Annotated in this window: 16 protein-coding genes, 2 tRNA genes and 1 pseudogene; 13 read left to right on the forward strand and 6 right to left on the reverse strand. The window is 70.0% G+C overall.

All coding sequences use genetic code 11. The annotated features are described in order from the left end of the window. Positions 1 to 7: 7 nt before the first annotated feature. Together ACN28F_RS14170 and ACN28F_RS14175 are read left to right on the forward strand one after the other, a co-directional pair. Entirely contained in the window at positions 8 to 490 is a 483-nt protein-coding gene (locus ACN28F_RS14170) for an NUDIX domain-containing protein (RefSeq protein ID WP_289208407.1), read from the forward strand. Then, complete coding sequence (locus tag ACN28F_RS14175; RefSeq protein WP_421358141.1) at positions 441 to 1,337, forward strand: DNA adenine methylase; 897 nt, start codon at positions 441 to 443, stop codon at positions 1,335 to 1,337. The genes ACN28F_RS14170 and ACN28F_RS14175 overlap by 50 nt, the downstream gene beginning before the upstream one ends. Before the next feature lie 68 nt (positions 1,338 to 1,405). Here ACN28F_RS14175 and ACN28F_RS14180 read toward each other — a convergent pair whose 3' ends face one another. Beyond that, positions 1,406 to 2,278 (reverse strand): SDR family oxidoreductase, encoded by an 873-nt coding sequence (locus ACN28F_RS14180; protein ID WP_421358143.1) that lies wholly within the window; start codon positions 2,276 to 2,278, stop codon positions 1,406 to 1,408. A gap of 132 nt (positions 2,279 to 2,410) precedes the next feature. Between ACN28F_RS14180 and ACN28F_RS14185 the strand changes: the two genes are divergently transcribed. Further along, positions 2,411 to 2,839 (forward strand): winged helix-turn-helix transcriptional regulator, encoded by a 429-nt coding sequence (locus ACN28F_RS14185; protein ID WP_421358145.1) that lies wholly within the window; start codon positions 2,411 to 2,413, stop codon positions 2,837 to 2,839. Between the two features lie 86 nt (positions 2,840 to 2,925). On the opposite strand, the gene ACN28F_RS14190 is transcribed toward ACN28F_RS14185, so the two are convergent. Together ACN28F_RS14190 and ACN28F_RS14195 are read right to left on the reverse strand one after the other, a co-directional pair. Continuing rightward, the gene (locus ACN28F_RS14190) at positions 2,926 to 3,690 is read right to left on the reverse strand and encodes a DUF5995 family protein (protein WP_289208411.1); all 765 of its coding nucleotides are present in this window, start codon (positions 3,688 to 3,690) and stop codon (positions 2,926 to 2,928) included. A gap of 220 nt (positions 3,691 to 3,910) precedes the next feature. Next, positions 3,911 to 6,970 carry a helix-turn-helix transcriptional regulator gene (locus tag ACN28F_RS14195; protein WP_421361399.1) on the reverse strand — a complete coding sequence of 1,020 codons (3,060 nt, stop codon included), beginning with the start codon at positions 6,968 to 6,970 and terminating at the stop codon, positions 3,911 to 3,913. Between the two features lie 307 nt (positions 6,971 to 7,277). Here ACN28F_RS14195 and ACN28F_RS14200 point away from each other — a divergent pair. Continuing rightward, a pseudogene (locus ACN28F_RS14200) lies at positions 7,278 to 7,961 on the forward strand (adenylate/guanylate cyclase domain-containing protein); the annotation flags it as partial. 99 nt (positions 7,962 to 8,060) lie between these two features. Here ACN28F_RS14200 and ACN28F_RS14205 read toward each other — a convergent pair. Beyond that, positions 8,061 to 8,732: a S1 family peptidase gene (locus tag ACN28F_RS14205; RefSeq protein ID WP_289208413.1), complete on the reverse strand. Its 672-nt coding sequence runs from the start codon at positions 8,730 to 8,732 to the stop codon at positions 8,061 to 8,063. 188 nt (positions 8,733 to 8,920) lie between these two features. Then, positions 8,921 to 9,115 carry a hypothetical protein gene (locus ACN28F_RS14210; protein WP_421358148.1) on the reverse strand — a complete coding sequence of 65 codons (195 nt, stop codon included), beginning with the start codon at positions 9,113 to 9,115 and terminating at the stop codon, positions 8,921 to 8,923. 107 nt (positions 9,116 to 9,222) lie between these two features. On the opposite strand from ACN28F_RS14210, the gene ACN28F_RS14215 reads away from it, so the two are divergent. From ACN28F_RS14215 to ACN28F_RS14225, 3 genes are all read left to right on the forward strand, one after another. After that, on the forward strand, positions 9,223 to 10,533 hold the full coding sequence (locus ACN28F_RS14215) for a multidrug effflux MFS transporter (protein WP_289208414.1): 1,311 nt from the start codon (positions 9,223 to 9,225) through the stop codon (positions 10,531 to 10,533). Between the two features lie 118 nt (positions 10,534 to 10,651). Further along, positions 10,652 to 10,742: transfer RNA gene (locus tag ACN28F_RS14220), tRNA-Ser, on the forward strand. Between the two features lie 36 nt (positions 10,743 to 10,778). Then, positions 10,779 to 10,851 (forward strand) — tRNA-Arg (locus tag ACN28F_RS14225). Positions 10,852 to 10,969: 118 nt separating this feature from the next. On the opposite strand, the gene ACN28F_RS14230 is transcribed toward ACN28F_RS14225, so the two are convergent. Then, positions 10,970 to 12,367 (reverse strand): tyrosine-type recombinase/integrase, encoded by a 1,398-nt coding sequence (locus ACN28F_RS14230; RefSeq protein WP_421358150.1) that lies wholly within the window; start codon positions 12,365 to 12,367, stop codon positions 10,970 to 10,972. Between the two features lie 426 nt (positions 12,368 to 12,793). On the opposite strand from ACN28F_RS14230, the gene ACN28F_RS14235 reads away from it, so the two are divergent. The 6 genes from ACN28F_RS14235 (at position 12,794) to ACN28F_RS14260 (ending at position 19,199) form a co-directional block, all read left to right on the forward strand. Continuing rightward, a complete protein-coding gene (locus ACN28F_RS14235) occupies positions 12,794 to 13,780 on the forward strand; it encodes a hypothetical protein (RefSeq protein ID WP_421358152.1) in 987 nt (328 codons plus the stop codon). 289 nt (positions 13,781 to 14,069) lie between these two features. After that, on the forward strand, positions 14,070 to 14,381 hold the full coding sequence (locus tag ACN28F_RS14240; RefSeq protein WP_289207449.1) for a transposase: 312 nt from the start codon (positions 14,070 to 14,072) through the stop codon (positions 14,379 to 14,381). After that, positions 14,378 to 15,304 (forward strand): IS3 family transposase, encoded by a 927-nt coding sequence (locus tag ACN28F_RS14245; RefSeq protein ID WP_289207450.1) that lies wholly within the window; start codon positions 14,378 to 14,380, stop codon positions 15,302 to 15,304. Before ACN28F_RS14240 ends, ACN28F_RS14245 begins: the two co-directional genes overlap by 4 nt. Before the next feature lie 271 nt (positions 15,305 to 15,575). Next, a complete protein-coding gene (locus ACN28F_RS14250) occupies positions 15,576 to 16,610 on the forward strand; it encodes a YcaO-like family protein (RefSeq protein WP_421358155.1) in 1,035 nt (344 codons plus the stop codon). Then, positions 16,603 to 18,498, forward strand: a complete 1,896-nt coding sequence (locus ACN28F_RS14255) for a TOMM precursor leader peptide-binding protein (protein ID WP_421358160.1) — start codon at positions 16,603 to 16,605, stop codon at positions 18,496 to 18,498. The genes ACN28F_RS14250 and ACN28F_RS14255 overlap by 8 nt, the downstream gene beginning before the upstream one ends. Positions 18,499 to 18,524: 26 nt before the next feature. Continuing rightward, on the forward strand, positions 18,525 to 19,199 hold the full coding sequence (locus ACN28F_RS14260; protein ID WP_421358162.1) for an ABC transporter ATP-binding protein: 675 nt from the start codon (positions 18,525 to 18,527) through the stop codon (positions 19,197 to 19,199). The last annotated feature ends 130 nt before the right edge of the window (positions 19,200 to 19,329 follow it).

Genomic DNA, 19,329 nt, shown 5'->3' on the forward strand with positions numbered 1-19,329 from the left:
TGGGTGGGTGAACGACGTCGCCGCGGTGCTGCTGGTCGATCCGGCGGGTGCCGTCCTGCTGCAACTGCGCGACGGCCGGGCACCCAGCCATCCGCACACCTGGTGCGTGCCCGGCGGGCACTGCGAGCCCGGCGAGACGCCCGAGCAGACCGCGCTGCGGGAGCTGTGGGAGGAGACCGGCCTGCGGCCCGAGCACGGGCTGCGGTTGTTCTGCCGCCGGGAGCTGGCCGACGACCGGACGGCGCACTACTTCTTCGGCACCACCCGGGCCCGCCAGCGCGACGTCGTGCTCGGCGAGGGCGCGGCCATGACGTTCCTGCAGCCGGCCCAGATCGTCGACGGCCGCCCGCTGTCGCCCGGCTCGGCCAGCCTGCTCGCCGAGTTCCTTGCCTCGCCGCACTACGCCTGGGGTGCCACCGGCGCCGCGTACGATTCGCCGCATGATCCGGACCGACGCCAGTTCCGCGCGCTCCACCGGGCCGACGGGTAGGCCGACGGGGACGGGTAGGCCGACGGGCAGGTCGTTCCTCAAGTGGGCGGGCGGCAAGACGCGGTACGCGGCGACCATCGTCAGCGCCGCGCCGCCGTTCACCGGCACCTACCGGGAGCCGTTCCTGGGTAGCGGCGCGGTCTTCTTCGAGCTGGCACCCGAACGGGCGGTGCTCAGCGACGCCAACCCGGAGCTGATCGTCTGCTTCCAGGTGGTGGCCGCCGACCCGGCGGCGGTGATGCGACTGCTCGACGAGCAGCCCAACACCGCCGAGCACTTCGCGGCGATGCGCCGCCGGTCGCCCGCCGACTGCTCCGACCTGGAACGCGCGGTCCGGGTCGTCTATCTGAACAAGACCGCGTTCCGGGGGCTGTGGCGGGTCAACCGACGAGGCGAGTTCAACACGCCGTACGGCGCCTACGACCGGCCGTACTACGACCGGCGGGTGCTGCTCGACGCCGCCCGCACGCTGCGCCGGGCCGAGCTGCGTACGGGCGACTTCGTCGACGAGCTCGACGCGGCACAGGCCGGCGACTGGGTGTACCTGGACCCGCCGTACGTGCCGCTCGGTGGTTGGGCCGACTTCAAGCGGTACACCTCGGCGCAGTTCGGCCCGCACGACCACGTCCGGCTGCGGGACGCGATGGTACGGGCCGCCGGACGCGGTGTCTGGTTGACGCTGACCAACAGCGACACCCCGTTCGTCCGGGACCTGTTCGGCCCGGACTTCTCGATCGCCCGGATGGCCACCCGCCGGGACATCAACCTGCAGGCGGCCAACCGGCGCAGCTGGGACCTGCTGATCACCAACTACGAGCTGCCGGTGCCGGTCGGGCCGCCGGGCTGACGTTCCGCCTGCCCGGCGGCTGTGACCAGCGGTCGCCCGTCTGGCGGGGTGCGGGTCCCGCTGTCCACCTACCCGGCGGCGACGGCGGCCCGGACCGCCGACGCGAGGGTGGTGGTGGGCCGGCCGATGAGTCGGCGCAGGTCACCGCTGTCGGTGGTCAGGTCGCCCTGGCTGATCCCGACGTCGGAGGCGGCCAGCACGGCGGCGAACTCCGCCGGCACGCCCGCGTCGGTCAGCGCCTTGGCGTACACGTCCTCAGGCAGGTCCTGGTAGCCGACCGGACGTCCGCTGGCCTGGCTGATCTCGGCGGCCAGTTCGGCGAGGGTGAACGGGTGGTCGCCGCCGAGTTCGTACACGACCCCGGCCGGGTCGGCGGCGGCCGGATCGGTCAGCACCGCAGCGGCGGCGGCGGCGAAGTCGGCGCGGGTCGCCGCGGCCACCCGGCCGTCGCCGGCGGACCCGAAGACACTGCCGGTGGCCAGCGCCTGCGGCAGTGCCGCTTCGGTGTAGTTCTCCAGGTACCAACCGTTGCGGAGCAGGACGAACGGCAGCCCACTGGCGCGGACCAGCTCCTCGGTGGCGAGGTGCTCGGCGGCCAGCGGGACGCTGCTGGTGTCGGCGCGCAGGATGCTCGTGTAGACGATCAGCTCGACCCCGGCCGAGGTGGCGGCGTCGATCACGTTGCGGTGCTGCGGTACCCGCTTGCCGACCTCGCTGCCGGAGACCAGCAGCAGCCGGCGGGTGCCGGCGAGGGCCGGGCCGAGGGTCTCCGGTCGGTCGTAGTCGCCGACGCGGACCTGCACGCCCCGGGCGGCGAGGTCGGCGGCCTTGGCCGGGTCGCGGACGACGGCGACGATCTCGCCGGCCGGTACGCCGCGGTCCAGCAGGTCGGTGACGACGAGGCGACCGAGATGGCCGGATGCGCCGGTGACAGTGATCATGTCTGCTCCTGGGTCTTGTTGGGTGGCGACCCGGCGGCCGCCACCCACAAGAGTGCACTAACTTTTCGAAAGTGCAACCTATCGGTGAGCGCTGTCACTGACTTCGTACCCGATCGGGGTTAACCTGGGTCCATGGCCACCCGGTCCCCGACCACGCCGCACCCCGACCACGTCGGGGCCACCGCCGACGACCCGATGGCGCAACTGATCGCCGACGTGTTCGCACGGGCCTGCCCGTCCCGGGAGACCCTGGAGCACGTTTCCGGCAAATGGGGCATCCTGGCGCTCGTAGCGTTGCTGGACGGCAACTACCGCTTCAACGCGCTGCGCCGCCGGGTCGATGGCATCAGCGAGAAGATGCTGGCCCAGACCCTGCAGGCGCTGGAGCGCGACGGGATGGTCAACCGTGACGTCCAGGCCACCATCCCGCCGCGCGTCGAGTACAGCCTCACCCCGCTCGGGCAGTCCGTCGCGACCGCTCTGATGGGGCTGATCGAGCTCGTGGAAGGCGCGATGCCGACCGTACTCGCGGCCCGCGCCCGGTTCGACGCCGCCAGCTGAGGGTCTCAGCCGGCGGCCGTTCTCAGCCCGGCGGCCGGTCACCGCAACAGGCTGCCGACCCGCTACCGCAACAGGCTGCCGACCGGTTACTGCAGCAGGCTGCCGACCGGGGACAACAACGCCCAACCCAGGAACGCGGTGTGCCGGTCCAGCCGGATCCGCTCGCTCTCCATCGCCGCCGCATCGTCGCGCAGCGTCCACATCCGCGCGGCGTCACGCCAGGCGATGTCCCGGGTGAACTCGACCAACCGGTTCTGGTACCAGTCGTCGATGCGTCCGTTCAGCCGGTCGATGCAGATCTGCCAGGTGCTCAGATAGCTACGCCGCAGCTCGGGGATCCGGTCGAAGAAGATCTCGTTGATGTACAGGTAGTCGCGGTGCTGGGCGTCGTTCTCCGGCCCCGACCCCAACTTCGCCCAGGTGTTCAGCAACGCGAACGGCAGGTCGTAGTTGATGTGAGCGTTCACCCCGGCGGCCGCCGACGGCAACGACCGTACGCTCTCGTCCCGCAGCCGACGGAACAGGACCTGCCAGGCCGCCGGGGTGTCGGCCCGGTTGCCCCAGCAGCGCAACGCCTCGAAGTAGCGCTCGGCGAACTCGATGTCCAGCAGGGTGAGGAACTCCGGGTCGGCGAACGCGCCCGCCTCGAGTCGCTCCTGAATGGTCCGGGTGATGACCCAGTAGAGATGGTTGAAGTCGGCGACCGGGTTCTCCGGGTCGTCCGGCGTGGCCTCGGTCAGCAGAAGTTGCAGCGCGGCCAGATCCTCGACCACGCCGGCGACGTCGGTCGGCCGATGGCAGAGAATCTCCATGATCTGGTCGTGCACGTGACCCCAGCGAAGTTCCGGCATCGGACACCTCCAGTCTGCAGTGGCCCCTGTTCTTTCGAGACAGTCGATCCCTACAGTGGCAGGGCCTGCCAAGTCGCAGGTATCCGCGCAACGACGGGTGTGCACTGGCCGAACCCGGCAGACACCGACGCGGTCGCCCGGCAGACACCGTCGACCGGCCGGGTCCGGCCGGCCGGTCGGTGTCCGCCGTCAGCCGGACTGGCAGGTCTACAGTCGGGTTTCAGGCACGTGGCTGATTGCGCATGAACACCCGGGTTGCCTCGACCCGCGTCTTGACCTGCAGCTTGTTCAGAATGTTCGACACGTGTACGCCCACCGTGCGTTCACTGATGAACAGCGCCTCGGCGGTGGCCCGGTTGGTCCGCCCCTCCGCCACCAGCTCCAGCACCTGCCGTTCCCGGTCGGTCAGCACCGCCAACTCGTCCGCCGTACGCGGCGACAGGGTCCGGCTGGTCCGCTCGGTCACCGACGACCGGCCGGAACGCTCGTTGCCCAGCGCGCGGGCCACCCGGTCACCGACGCTGGGCGGGCTGGTCAACCCGGCCCGTAGGGTGACCGGCTCCTGACTGTCCACCTCGGGCAACGGCTCGGACTCCCCGGGGTGCAGGGCGATCCGGGCCCGCTTCGCCAACGCCTGGATCTCCTCGGTGAACGGCCGGGCACCGAGCCGCCGGGCGGTCCGGTACGCCGACTGCAGCGCCCGGGTCGCCTCGGCGTTACGGGTACGGATCGCGTACAGCGCCTCCGCCTGCCGCAGCCGGGCGTACGCCGCCGGGTACGGGTGGCTACGCCGCTCCCACACCTGCGCGGCCCGGTCCCACAGCGCCGGATCGGACCGTCCGTCGATGCGGCTGATCTCCGCCGCGCACAGCTCCCGGTAGCCGATCACCGCGTCCCGTACCGGAGCAGCGGTGTCCGTGGTGCTGCTGCGCTCCATCCGCTCGACCACCCCGACCAGCCGCTGCACCACCTTCGGGCAGGGCGGCGCGCCGGCCGACCGGGCCTCCGCCTCCGCCCGCAGCCCGTGCCAGACCAGCGGCGCCTGCAGCCAGACGTCGTCGGATCGGCTCTCCGCCAGGTCGATCCCCTGCCCGACCGCGTCCCGGGCCTCCCGGTGCCGGCCACGCCACATCGCCAGCCCGGCCCGCAGCGTCAGCAGCGGCAGCATGTACCGGACCCCACCACCGGCGGCGAGCAGCGTCTCGATCGCCTCCAGATCGGCCTCGGCGCCGTCGAGCCGCCCGAAGCCGACATGGATCCGGCAGCGGGCGAGCAGCAGCTCGACCGCGTCCGCGCCGGACGGGCGGTGCCGCAGGGCAGCGGCGATCAGCTCCTCGGCCTCGGCCCACCGGCCCAGCCGGAACAGACCGTTCGCCGCGACCGACAGCAGCCGGGTGCCGTACGTACGGGCCAACCCCACCCGTTCGGCCCGCTCGGCACCCTGGCGGGCCACCGCGACGCCGTCCTCCAGCTCGTTCAACGGGCCGCTGAGCAACTCGGCCAGCTGCAGGTCGGCGACGGCGACGTCCTCCGGGCCGCCGAACGACTCGGCGGTACGCCGGGCCTCGCGGACCGCCTCCTTGCCGGCCGCCGGGTCGTTGAGGTACGCCTGGCTGTAGCCCAGAGTCACCCCGGCCAGCACCATCGCCGAGGCGGCGTCGGGCACCCCGGCGGCCAGGTCGAGGGCCTCACGGGCGCGCCGACCGGCGTCGGCGTACCGGCACAGCTGCAGCAGCAGGTCGGCCGAGTGCGCGGCGGCGGCGACCCGTTCACTCGGGGCGACGTCGGCGGCGGCGAGCGTCCGGTCGTACTCGCGCTCGGCGGCGGCCAGCTGCCCGACCGCCGTGAGGTACCGGGCCCGCAACGTGTACAGCCAGGACGGCGGCGGACCGAACAGGTTGGTCGCCAACTGCTCCAGCAACGCCAGGGCGCGCTCGTGCTCCCCGCTGCGGTGCGCCGCCTCCGCCGCCCGACGCCCCAGCGTGGTCACGTCGAACTCCATCAGCCAGGCGGGCGGCACCTGGTTGGCCAGGTCCACCGCGCTGGCCCAGTGCTCGAACGCCTCGGCGAAGCCGTACAGCCGCTCGGCCTCCTCGGCCGCGGCGACCACCGCCGGCAACGCCCGCGTCGTCTCGCCGGCCTCCCGCCAGTGGTACGCCAACCGGGCGTGCTGCAGGTCACCGGAGGGTACGGCGGCGAGGGTCTCGGCGTACCGGCGGTGCCAGCGGGTCCGCTCACCCGGCAGCAGCCGGGGTTGCAGCACCTCCCTGATCAGCGGATAGCGGAACCGGTAGCCGTCCGGCTCGGACAGCAGCACCCGCTGGCCGACCGCGTCCCGTACCGCCTGCAGCAACCGGTCCTCGGCCAACTGCACCACCCCGGCCAGCAGGTCGTGCGCGACCGGCTCCACACCGGCTGCGACGGCGTGGGACACCAGCTGCGCGTCGGCGGGCAGCGCGTCCACGTGGGCCAGGGTGATCTCCCGCAGCGTCTCGGAGAGCCCGACCCGGCCGTCGCGGGCGTCGCGGGCCAGCTCCTCGGCCACGAACGGCACACCGCCGCTGCGCCGCCACACCGACTCGGCGAGCTCGGGGTCGGGTGGGCCGCCGACCACCTCGGCCACCAGTTCGGCGGTCTCGGCCCGGTCCAGCGGGGTCAGCTCCAGCACGTGCACCGCCCCGGAGCGAGCCCGGGAGCGGCGGAGTTCCAGGACCATCCGACGGATCGGGTCGTCGGCCTGCAGCGTCTCGGAGCGGGCGGCGGCGAGCAGCAGCAGCCGTACGTCGCTCAACCCGGCGATCAGGTACAGCAGCAGGTGCCGGGTGGTCAGGTCGGCCCACTGCAGATCGTCGACGGCGAGGACCAGGGTGCGTCCGGCGGCGACGCCACCCAGCCCGCGGGAGACCCGCTCCAGCACCGCACCGGCCCCGTCGGGGTCGCGGGCGTCACCGTCGAGCACCGCGAGCAGGTCGCGGGCGGCGGCGCTGGCGACGGCACCGGAGTGGCCCGGCTCCGGACGGTAACGTCGCAACGCCTGGCGCAGCGGATGCAATGGCGATGAATCCCCAATGTCCAGACATGCGCCGGTAAGGACCAGTGCACCGGCGGTCCGCAACCGGTCGCTGGCCGCACTGAGCAGCCGCGTCTTGCCGATGCCGCTCTCGCCCATGACGAAGACTGCGGCCGTGTCCCCCCGCTCGACCCTACGTAACGACTCGTGCAGCACCCGCAGCTGATCCCGGCGCCCGACGAAGGGAACATCGTCGGCGCCCCAGGCCAGCGAGCTGGCTTCGCGTGACTGTGTCAATCCGATCACCGACATAAAGGGTGGGAGTATCTGACATACGTCGTTCTACAGATCCTAGGGCTGCGCCGTGCTGGGACCGTTTCAGCCATCCGTTCCATACGTCGGTCCGCACGGACCGGATCACGTCCACCTCGGAGCGGACCGAAGCACCATCACCGCGCAGGAGGCGATCATGAGGACGCTCCGTCGCAACCCCAGCCGTCGCGCCGGACTCGCCACCGTGCGGGTCGTCGCCGATGCCCACCGCTGTCCCTCCGGCGAACACCAGCGGCCCACCGCCATGGGCCCGAACTGCCCGAGCTGCACTGCTTCGGACCGGTCCACCCACCGCTACTGTGCCGACTGCGGTCGGCGACGTGTACCGCCGACCGGGTGGATCGGACCAACCGTGTGTACCCAGCGACGCACCGTCACTGTCCTCTTCGTCGACATGGTCGGCTTCACCAGGCTGTCCGCCCGGCTCGACCCTGAGGACGTCCGTCAGATACAGCTCCGCTACTTCCATGCGGTGCGGTCGGTGATCCACCGCCACGCCGGCATCGTGGAGAAGTACATCGGCGACGCGGTGATGGCCGTCTTCGGCACCGGGAGCGAGCCCGGTGTCGGCGACCCTGGCGGTGCGGACGGCCCCGCCGATGAGGCAGACCCGACCGGCGCTGCCGGCGAAGCTGCCCTCCGGGCGGTCCGGGCCGCCACCGAACTGGCCGAGGCGGTACGGCGTACCGAGTTCCCGCACGGCGTACGGCCGACGCTGCGGGTCGGTGTGGCCACCGGCACCGCCGTCGTCGACCCGGCCGAGGCGGTCGACGGCGGCGTCGGTTTCCTCACTGGTGACGTGATCAACATCGCGGCCCGGCTCCAGGCACACACCGCACCCGGCACGGTGGCCGTTGCCGGCGGCACCTACCGCCTGATCCGGGCCCGGATGACCTTCCGACGGCTGGCCCCGATGTCGATAGCCGGCCGGGACGAGCCCGTCGAGGTGTGGCAACCGCTGTGCGGGGTGCCGACCGGCACCCCGCACCCGGGCCGGACGGGTCGCCCCGCCCGCGCCGACAGCTACTCAGACACCGGCCACCGAGGCGATCCAGCTTCGGCTGGCGGCAACCGATCCGTAGTTCTGGTAGGTCGAACCGTTGCCCGTCGAGCAGACGCCGACCTGCTGTCCGTTGTAGAACTGCGGACCGCCGGAATCGCCCCGCCAGGCGACGCCGTTGACCCCGGTGCTGCGGATCGCCGGGCCGCCGTACGCGTCACTGGCGCCGTTCGTGGTGGTCCGGACCGACGCGGTCTTGAGCTGCGGCGACGCGTCGCAGGTGCTGCAGGTCCGACCCCAGCCGAAGATCGTGTTCGTCGATCCGACCGGCGGGTTGCTCGAAGCCAGCGTGACGTAGGTGGTGGAGACCGACGAGCTCAGGTAGAGCAGGCCGAGGTCGTAGCGGCTGTACGTGGCACTGACCGAGCGGGTCGTGCCGCCGGAGGAACGGTAGACACTGCCCACCCGTACGGACATCGTGCCGCCGATGCAGTGCCGCGCGGTCAGCACCCAGCGCGGCGCGATGATCGAGCCCGAGCAGGCAAACGAGCCGTTCTGGAAAACGGCCGCCGCCCAGGGCGCCGAGGAAACGGTACTGCCGCCAATGATCGGCTCTGGCGCCGCAGCCGCTGCGGACGGCGCGACGAATACGCCGACGAGAGCTGTCGCGGCGATCGCCAAGGTGAGTCGGATACGCAAGTCTGGCTCCTTACCGAGGGGTGAACCCGTTTCCGGGTCGGCCGGGCCGAGGCGTCCTGCTGCGGGTCACGCCGCAGGAACGCCCGTGGTGTGCGGCACCGGGCAGGTGCCACGCCAGCGCGCCGATCGCACGCTGGTGAGGCCAGAGGCTAGGGGCAACAGGTTTCACGAACAAGCATCAGTGACAATTATTTCTGATAGCGTGCGACAATCACCTGGCGCACGTAGATGATATGACGTCGGCAATATGTATTGTCGCCTATGATCGCGTTGCGGCAGCCGTGCGGCCCGGCAGGGCCCGCACTCCGCCAGCCAGCGGTACGCACCGCGTTGTGACCCGTCACACCGTTGGCCGCATCGGGAATGCCGGGCAGGTCGGCCACCTTGACACCGGGTGCTGCGCGGCAGTCCCGCAGCACCCGTACGTACCCGGGCCGGTCGGCCCGCACCGGCACGCGCGCGACGACGCGCCCCTCGCGGAAGAGGCACCATGACAGCGCTCGCCCAACGCCCGGACGCGCCGGCTCCCGCCACCGCGTCGACTCCTGCGGCGGGGCCGACCCCAGGTGAGCTGCTCACCACGTGGCAACGGGTCCGGTTGATCCTGGTGCTCGGCACGCTCATCGCGGTCGGCCCGCTGACGATCGACATGTACCTGCCCGCGCTGCCGGCGATCGGTGACGACCTCCAGACGACCGCCGCCGGGGTCCAGTTGACCCTGACCGGCACCCTTGCCGGACTCGCCGTCGGGCAGCTCATCATTGGCCCGCTCTCCGACGTGTGGGGCCGGCGGCGACCGCTGCTCGCCGGAACCGCACTACACGTACTCGCGTCGGTACTCTGCGTCGTAGCGCCCAACATCGCGGTGCTCGGCGGCCTCCGGGTGGTGCAGGGCTTCGGCGCCGCAGCAGCGTCGGTGATCGCGATGGCGGTCGTCCGTGACCTGTTCACCGGCATCGCGTTCGCCCGGGTGTTGTCCCGGCTGCTGCTGGTGATGGGGGTGGCGCCGGTGCTCGCGCCCACGCTCGGCAGCGCCCTGCTGAACTGGACCCAGTGGCGCGGGGTGTTCGCCGCGCTCGCCGTACTGGGGGTCGCGCTGTTCGCGGTGACCATGTTCGGCCTGCCGGAGACGCTCCCGCCGCACCACCGTCGCCCAGCGCGGGTGCTGGACACCCTGCGCGTGTACGGCAGCCTGCTGCGCGACCGGGTCTTCGTCGGCCTCGTGCTGGTCGCCGGCTTCGCCATGGCGGCACTTTTCGCGTACGTCGCCGGCTCGTCGTTCGTGCTGCAGGACCAGTACGGGCTGGACGAGCAGCAGTTCGGCATCGCCTTCGGGGCCGGCGCGATCGGCATGATCACCGCAACCCAGCTGAACGTCCGACTCCTGCGCCGCTACTCCCCGCAGCAGATCCTGCTGACCTCCCTGATCGCCGCCCTGACGTGCGGCATCGTGCTCCTCGGCTTCGCCGTCACCAATTTCGGCGGACTCGCCGGGGTGCTGATCCCGCTCTGGGCCGTGCTCGCCGCCACCGGCTTCGCCCTGCCGAACGCACCGGCCCTGGCCCTCGCGGGCCACGGCGAAGCCGCCGGCACCGCCTCCGCGCTGCTCGGCGCCGTACAGTTCGGGGTCGGCGCACTCGCCGCACCGGCCGTGGGCATGCTCGGCACGGGCAGCAGCGCGATGGCGACGGTGATCGCCGGCGGCATGCTGGCTGCGGTCGTCGTGCTGGTGGTCGTCGTACGGCCGGGCAGGTTGCCGGTCCCGGACCGGAAGGGGTCGATCCCGCTGGCGGCGCACTGACCGATCCCTGAGTCGCATCCCGGGATCCCTCGGGCGATACGACCCGGGGCAGGGTGCTTTGCCCCGGCAGCGCCCCGCCCTGTATCCTCGGTCGGCGGTGGTCTGCAGCGGCCGCCGAGGAGACTTCGCCTAGTCTGGTCTATGGCGCCGCACTGCTAATGCGGTTGGGGTCTTACCGCCCCTCCCGGGTTCGAATCCCGGAGTCTCCGCGCTTCGGCAGGGTGTGTATGCTTGCCGGGCAGCCTGCGCCCGTAGCTCAACGGATAGAGCATCTGACTACGGATCAGAAGGTTAGGGGTTCGAGTCCCTTCGGGCGCGCAAGATCATCAGGGGTCTGACCTGCGGAAACGCAGATCAGACCCCGTTGCTGTTGATGGAGTGTGGACGTTCGTTGCCACACCTGTGTCACGCCTGCGTCATCACTCTTTGTAGTTGCTCAGTGATCATCATGGCCTTGACCTGGGGTTCGGCGGTCCTCAGGCTGGTCCGGCCCCGCTGGGCCTTCTGGTTTTTTCGCTGTCTTGGCGGCCTTGCGGGCGGCGCGCCCGATGGCGGCGCGGCGTTCCCGGGCTGCATTGCGGACGAGTTCAGCGGTGGCCGCGGCGGCCTGATGTTGGGCTGCTGGTAGCACGCTGGTGTACACGTCTGCGGTGGTGTCGATCCGCGAGTGGCCGAGCTGGGCTTGGATGGTTTTGAGGTCCGCGCCGGAGTTGTGGGCGAGCGACGCGGCGCCGTGCCGCAGGTCGTGTAGCCGGATGGGTGGCAGGGTGGATTTCTGGACCAGAGTTGGGAACCGTTGGGTGAAGTAGCCGGGGTGGTAGGGCTGGCCGTCGGGTCGGGTGAAGACGTATCCGGTGTCGCGGTAGGTCTGCCGGGCTTCGATCCGTCGGGCGGCCTGTTGCTGTTGTTGCTGGCGGTGGTGGGCCAGGGCGGTGGCGGTGGCCTCGTCGAGGGCGACGACCCGCTGTCCCGACGCGCTCTTGGGTGGCCCCTCGTAGACGTGGTGTCCGGCGGACGTTCGCTGCTGGTGGATGGTCAGCTCGTTGGCGTCGAGGTTGGTGTCGGACCAACGCAGGCCGGCGACCTCGCCCCTGCGAAGCCCGCGCAGGCCGATCAGGCGCCAGAGGGCGTGGAGCGGATCGTTGACGGTGAAGTCGAGGAACGCGGCGAGTTGGGGTGCCGTCCAGACCGAGACCGCCGGCCGGTTGCCGGTTTCCTGCCAGGCCGCGACGTTTTCGTCGGTCCAGATGTGCGCTCGGGTCTGGCCCGGGTGGGGCAGTTCGACGCGACGTGCGGGGTTGTCGGTGAGCAGGCCCTCCCGGATCGCCGCGTTGAGGGCGGCTCGGAGCGTGGCACGGATGTGCCTCAGTGTCGATGCCGAGTGGGGTCGGTCGTGCTTGTTGCGTTGCCGCGCGATGGCACGGAACGCCGCGTTGAGCTGGCTTGAGGTCAGGTCGGACAGGAGCGTCCGTCCGACGTGCGGGATGAGGAACCGTTCGATGTCGCGGGTGTAGAGGAGCTTGGTGGTCGGGCGCAGCCGTGTCCGGGTCTGGAGCCAGTGCTCCAGCCACCGCGCCACCGTCCAGCTCTGCGCGGTACGGCGCTCCGATGACATCGCCAGCAGTTCGTCACGGGCGCGACGGGCCGCGGCCTGCGACGGGAACCCGCCCCGGCGAACCCGTTGCGGACGGCCGAGAATGTTGGTGGTGGAGCAGTGGAAATACCAACTGCCGTGACCGCGATCGTTCAGCCGGGAACAATGACCGCCTCGGTTACCTCCTGTCACGTAGTCGGAGCATGCGCAACGCTTGAAGATGCGGCCTCTGGATTTCACGGCTCCCCGATCCGATGAAAGATTCCCGCCTATCTGGCACCCGCTGGACCTGCGGGAATGTGGGTACTCGGATGGCCAACGCCGCCGTGGCAACGCCTGTTCCCGACAGGAGTCACCCCGAGAGGCCGCTGGGGCCAGGGAGACAAACGAGAACACGGAGAGTTATAAGTCGATTGGTTGGTGAACCACGCCGTCATTCGATGATCGCCAATCCCCAATCCCGGTTGTGGTGTTCCTGACGGCGCACCCCGGGACTCCCACACGTCGGGATCGCGTGTATCGCGCGCCGGGGACGCGGTCACCGCAGGCGATGGCCTGTTGGCGTGTCGTAGTGGATGCGGTGTGGGGCGGTGCATAGCCTCCATCAACGGCGACTCGCGGCGGACGCGACCGCCTCGCCCCATCACCTGCCGAAGGAGAGCGCCAGTGAGGCAGACCAGCGACCTTCCTGACCATGCGGCGTCGCCGGTGCCTTCCGAGATGGCCGCCGAGGCCGTCGACGCCGTCCTAGCGGACCTTGCCGCGGTGGCCGACCGTCTCATCGAGGAATCGGCCGTGGCCCAGCGTGAAGTCGATGAACGCAACGACGACAACGAGCGCTGGCTCACCCAGACCAGGACGCCGGCCGGCTATCGAAGCTACCCGAACCCACGCCGCGCGCTGTCCTCAGTGCGCTTGGACCACGCCGTCCACCGCGCCCGCCTCCTACGACAGTCGAGTCGGGAAGTCGTCGCGTGGTGGGCGGACCTGGCAACCCATGCCGCGTTGTCCACCGCGGCGGGTCAACCGGTCAGCCCTGTGCGCGCTGCCGGTGCCGATCCCAGCGCCTATCTCACTGAGGAGGAGCTTCACCAGCTGCCGGGATGGTCCGACGAGGACAGGGCGTTGGCCGAGCTCGTCGCGCTGTTCACCGTCCCGCCCATGAATCCGGAAGCCACCGACATCTCCATGGATGCGGGCGAGTTCGCCGCCTGGGCGGGACCGATGGCGCAACGCTCCCCGTCGGGAGAGCTGATCGCGGCTGATGAATCCTCGCTGGGTGCCCACCTGCCGCGCATGTGGGGTGACACGTGGATCGCCTACCAGATGCCGGCCCTGCCGCCTGCGGACAGACTCGCCGCAGCGTTCACTACCGCCGGTGTGCCGCCGACCGTTGTCGAGGCCATCCGGGAAGCGGCCAGGGCCGTCGACGACGCACTCGCCGCAGCGGTCCGGGTCGCCGAGCCGGAGGACGCCGACGGCCTCCTCGACGACCCGGAGGTGACCACGGAGGAAGAGGCACTGTGGGACCACGTCGAACGGTCAACGGAGATCCTGGCCGCATACGCCCGGACCCTGACCAACCACCTGCCCGCGATCCGCACGGCAGCTCAACACCCGCGTCCGACCCTGACGACCACCCAAACCGGGTAGCAGATCCGGGTGTAGGACACCAGCCCAGCCCGCCCTGCACCCGAATCTGCCCGGGCCCCTGACGCACCCCGCACTGTCCCCCGGGATCGGCAACAGCCCCGGCTCCGTGACCGGATCACTGCAGCTACCCGAATCGCCGCTCGATCCTTGACTCCCCGGTGGACGCGACACCACGATTCGTCATCCACTGCCTGGCCGTCAGAGGCCTTCGAGCCCGCTGCACGGCTGAGGTCCCCCCGGTTTCACGGAGCTTCTGATCGTGGTCTGATGGCCATGGGAGGAGGCATTCGTGCCAGCACCGAAGAAGTACCCCGATGAGCTGCGTGCTCGTGCTGTCCGGTTGTATCGGGAGTCGGATCCGAAGCCGGTGATCCGTCGGCTGGCTGACCAGCTCGGCGTGCATCACGAGGCGCTGCGCAACTGGATCCGTCAGGACGAGGCCGACCAGGGTCAGCGCGGTGATCGGCCGACGACGGACATGGTTGAGGAGAACCGGCGGTTGCGGCGGGAGAACACCGAGTTGCGCAGGGCGAACGAGATCTTGAAGGCCGCGTCGGTGTATTTCGCCCAGGAGCTCGACCCGACCCGGCGTCGGTCATGAGGTTCGTTGACGAACATCGTGGCCGTTACGCGGTCGCGCTCCTGCTACGGGTCCTGAACATCACCGCGTCGACGTACTACGGCTGGCGCGACAAGACGGTCCGGCCGTGTGATCGGGCTGAGGTCGACCGGGCGTTGTTGTCCAACATCCACGAGATCTGGGTCGCGTCGGGGCACACCTATGGCGCGGACCGGGTGCATCGGCGGTTGGCGCGGGACGGTGTCCGGGTCGGCCGTAAGCGGGTGGAGCGGCTGATGGCCGGCCAGGGTTGGCAGGGGGCGTTCCTGCGACGTGGCTGGCGGGGCGGGTCCACGAAGCAGGACCCGCGGCACACTCCGGCACCGGACCTGGTCAACCGGGACTTCACCGCGTCGGCGCCGAACCGGTTGTGGGTTGCCGACGCGACCCGGATCCCGTGCGGTCAGGGTGTGTTCTGGCTGGCGGCGGTCCGGGACGCGTTCTCGAACCGGATCGTGGGGTGGAAGACCTCCGATCGGTGCGACACCGACCTGATCCTCGGCGCGTTGGAGTACGGGATCTGGTCGCGGGATGTGCGGGATCAGGAGTTGATCCACCACAGCGACAAGGGGTCGAACTATACGTCGTTCCGGTTCGGGCAACGGTTGGCGGACAACGGGATTCTGCCGTCGATGGGTTCCACTGGGGATAGTTATGACAACGCTCTGATGGAGAACTTCTTCTCGACGTTGAAGACCGAGTTGGTGTACCGGACGTCGTGGCGGACCCGCGACGAGGCCGAGAACGCGATCTTCACCTACATCGACGGGTGGTACAACCCTCGTCGGATCCAGCGTGACCTCGGCTACCTCAGCCCGGACGAGTACGAGACCGCCTGGGCGTCGACACGAATCGATCAGCCAGACTCGAACGGAACCATCCCGGCGCCGACCGGCGTCAGGTAACCACCGCTCCACGAAAGCGGGGGGACCTCACGCTACGCACAGTGCCAGGTTGCTGCACGCCGTCCTGCTCGACGGCGTCGGGTGCGTCGGCCCCGTTCCGCCGACACCCGGCACGCCGTGGGCCGCCATCGCGGGGCGCCTGGCCCACGACCGCCTTGCGGCACCGCGCGAGATCGACTCCGCCATGCGTGATTTGGTCGTCGCACAGGCGCTACACCACGCGCGCGCCCCGAGCACGGCGACGCCGGCAAGCGGAAGTACGCCATCTGTGGTGCTCGTCACTGCAGACTCGAAGGTCACCCGTCACCCGTTCACACCCGCCCCAGGCGCGACGGCGGACGCCCCCGCGACCTCGTCACCCCCTGCCTACACGGTGGCACGGCCGTTCGGCGAACGGGTCGTCCGACTCGTGGATCCTCGACTCGGCATCATCAGCGAGATCCGCGAGGCCGGCCACCGGCAGGCGCCGATACACGTCAGCGAGGCCGAGGTACGCCGCCCCGGCCATCCGACCGGAACGCCGATTCGCCTCGTCGCCGCAGGTGAGACGCTCTCCGAGGCACGGGCCACCGTGGCACGGAAAGCGCTTGAGTGGTACGCGGCGCACTGCTTCGACGAGCGGCTCACGGACGGACCGGATGCTGCCCGCGCGCCCGGGATCCGAGTGGTCACCGGCCGCCGATTGTCCGACGACAACCCGGTGCCGCTGCGCGTCAACGAGGTCTTCGAGCTCACGCCGACGCCGTCACCTGCCGTACCCGCCGGTGTTGGCAGCGGCGAGAGCTGGTCCGATGCGGTGCTGGCCGGGCTGCTCAGCCGGGTGTGTCAGCTGGCGACGGCAGCGGTCGGACATGAACCGGTTCCGCCCCTAGCGTTACGCGCGATGACGGCCAACAGCGACATACGCATCGCGCTCACCGAACTGACCGCCGCTGGGCTCCAGGCTGACCTCTGCGACCTCACCTCGCACTCCGGCATACCCACCGTCGGAGTCGTGGCTGACGGATCGCTCGCAGCGGTCGCGAGCGACGTCAGCCTGGTAGGTGCGGTACGCGCGGCGGTACGCGCCGCAGTGCTGCGACAGCAGTCTGCTCTTGACACGGCGATACCGGCCGCGACGAGTGGTGTGGTCCTCCCAGTCCGACTCGGCGCAGCGCCCATCCGTCCGTCCGCCGACGTATCGCTCTCCGGAGCGGTGCATGCGCTGGAGGCCAAGGGCCTGATTCCGGTGGCCGCCGATCTGGACCACGATCCTGCGATCAGTGACGCACTGCCGTACGTCGTACGGGTGGTACTGCATGGGTGAGGCGGTACGTGTGGTCGGTCACGGCCTGTTGTACGAGGGACTGCGCAGCCGGCTCGACGAGTTGGCCACGGCGGCCATCGACGGCCGGCCGGTCGTCGTCAGCGCCACGGACACCTGGTTGGAGGTGCCACCAGCCGACCACGATGGATGGTGGTTGCCAATCCGGATCGAACATCACCAGATCGTGTTGGGGCCGTTGACCCATCCAGGAGTTCCAGGGTGTCTCGAATGCTGCAGAGCTCGGCGCGCCCGTGCCCGATCCGCAGCATTTACCGCGCTGTGGGAGCAGCACGGTCCGGACCTGCTTACATGGACACCGACCTACCTACCGCCACTCGTGGTTTCAGCCCTGTCCGCGCTGGTCCGACTGGAACTCACCCGAGCCGCAGACGGGCCGACGCGACCCACCTACGTACGCCTCGCGCTCGAAACGCTGACCGTGACCCGACATCACTTTCTGCCCGATCCACTCTGCTCGCAGTGCGGTGTGCTGCCGGTGGACGTGCCGGATGACGCAACAATCGTCTTTGCTTCGCGGCCCAAGGACCCAGAGGCATACCGGACGCGTACGGCAGCGGAGTTGCACCCCGTGCTGCTAGACACCTTTGTCGACGCCGACGCGGGGATAGTCGCCCGGATTGAGCGGGGCGACGAGGCTGGCTTCGCTGTCGCAAGGGCGTCGATGCGGCTGCGGACCGCCGACGAGCGGATCGTCGTTGAGTCCGGCTGGGGACGCAGCAACGACTATCAGACGAGCGATGTCGTGGCGCTCCTAGAGGCACTCGAACGGTGGGGCGGGCTACAGCCGGGTGGCAAACGCACGGTGGTGCACGCCTCGTACGCCGAGCTGGCCGACTTCGCGCTGGACCCGCGATCGTTCGGACTACCGGACGTCTCCGGAACCGGCTCGTTCCAACGGTTCGATCCTGATGTGCGGTGCAGATGGGTATGGGCCTGGTCATTTGCGGGTCAACGGCCAGTGCTGGTGCCCGAGGGACACGCCTACTACGGCATCCGGCTGACCCGCCCAGACGAACCCCGCTTCGCCGATGAGATCTCCAACGGCTGCGCGATCGGCAGTTGCATGGAGGAAGCAGTCCTCCATGGTCTGTTTGAAGTCGCCGAACGGGACGCCTTCCTGACAACCTGGTACACGCGGTTCCCACGTCGCGCAATTCGGCTGACCAACCCGGCTGATCGACCGGGGGCCGAACTGGTAAACCGCATCCGGGCCAACACCGGCTACAAGGTCCTGCTGTTCGACACGACCCTGGAGTACGGAATCCCCTCGGTCTGGGCGATGGCGGTACACCCGGACGACCGGCCAGACGACGCCAAGGCGGTCTGCTCGGCTGCCGCCCATGTCGACCCTCGGCGGGCAGTACTGGCGGCCGTGAGTGAACTCGGTCCTGTCCTGTCGAGCGTCCGCCGGTCCTTCCCGCAGCACCGCACTCGGGTGAGGGCGATGCTGGCGGATTCTGCGCATGTCAGCAGGATGACAGACCACTCCTTATTGTATGCTGACGTCGATGCTTTTGTCCGGTTCAGCTTCCTCCTCGACGAGGTGCCGACCATCGAACCCGCTGAGATGGCATCCGACCATCCGCCTAGAATGGACCTTCGCGATGACGTCCTGGACACCATTGGACGATTTCTCGCACACCACCTGGATGTCATCGTGGTCGACCAGACCACGGACGAACACCGGGCGGCCGGCCTGACGTGTGTCAAGGTCCTCGTACCAGGCACCGTGCCGATGAGCTTCGGACACGCGAATCGGCGCACGTCGGGCCTACCGCGGCTGTTCGACGTACCGTCGAAGCTGGGACATCGGACCGCGCCGACAAAGCCAGATGAGCTGAATCCGTACCCGCACCCATTTGCCTGACCGGCAGGACTGGACAGGAAGCCGAGATGATAATTGCCCTCGACGAGGTGACCCTCGCCTACGACGACCGAGTCGTGCTGTCGAACCTGTCGTTGCAGGTCGAAGCCGGTCAGTCGATCGCCTTGAGGGGACGCAACGGAGCGGGTAAATCGACTCTGCTCAGATGCATCGCGGGACTACTCCAGCCGCGGCGCGGTACCGTCTCGGTGGACGGTCGGGTAGCTGACGAGACCAAACCCTGGTTCCGCCGGGTGGTGGCCGCGCTGCTCGACGACGCGGCGTGGTATCCGTCACTGACGGTGGCCGAGCATGTCGATCTCATCCGTGTGGTGAACGGTCCGGCAGCCGGGTCCTGGTGGAGCCCGGGCGACCTCACCGAACGGTTCGGGCTCGCCGCGATCGCCCACGACTCGCCGGCGCGGCTGTCGTCCGGGCAGCGTCAGCGGCTCGCGTTGGCCATGACCTTCGCGCGTCCCAGCAAACTGCTGCTCCTCGACGAACCGGAGCGGCATCTCGACCCGGCCGGGCGCGCCGCGGTCACCGACCTCGTCGCCGAGTACGTCGGCGGCGGCGGGACAGTCCTGACCGCGACCCACGACTCCGGACTCGCCGACGCCTGCGAAGTCGTCACGTTGGACGACGCCGGTTCCGCTGCCACCGTCGGCGCCGCCGGAAGCCGGACGCGTCGGGAACGGCGGTGAGCCCGCTCATCGCCACGCGGCCGAACCGGGCCGGGACTGCCGATCGTCCGCCGCCCGCCTCGGACGTTCGTAGGTGGCTACGCCGGACGCAGATCCAGTCGCAACGCACCCGTTGGAGCTGGGACGGCGC

The sequence above is a fragment of the Solwaraspora sp. WMMA2101 genome (genome assembly GCF_049179175.1).
Lineage (GTDB): Bacteria > Actinomycetota > Actinomycetes > Mycobacteriales > Micromonosporaceae > Micromonospora_E.

Coding starts and splice junctions, on each gene's coding strand:
- ACN28F_RS14175 (WP_421358141.1), top strand. CDS start 441: ATGATCCGGACCGACGCCAGTTCCGCGCGCTCCACCGGGCCGACGGGT.
- ACN28F_RS14180 (WP_421358143.1), bottom strand. CDS start 2,278: ATGATCACTGTCACCGGCGCATCCGGCCATCTCGGTCGCCTCGTCGTC.
- ACN28F_RS14185 (WP_421358145.1), top strand. CDS start 2,411: ATGGCCACCCGGTCCCCGACCACGCCGCACCCCGACCACGTCGGGGCC.
- ACN28F_RS14190 (WP_289208411.1), bottom strand. CDS start 3,690: ATGCCGGAACTTCGCTGGGGTCACGTGCACGACCAGATCATGGAGATT.
- ACN28F_RS14215 (WP_289208414.1), top strand. CDS start 9,223: ATGACAGCGCTCGCCCAACGCCCGGACGCGCCGGCTCCCGCCACCGCG.
- ACN28F_RS14245 (WP_289207450.1), top strand. CDS start 14,378: ATGAGGTTCGTTGACGAACATCGTGGCCGTTACGCGGTCGCGCTCCTG.
- ACN28F_RS14255 (WP_421358160.1), top strand. CDS start 16,603: ATGGGTGAGGCGGTACGTGTGGTCGGTCACGGCCTGTTGTACGAGGGA.
- ACN28F_RS14260 (WP_421358162.1), top strand. CDS start 18,525: ATGATAATTGCCCTCGACGAGGTGACCCTCGCCTACGACGACCGAGTC.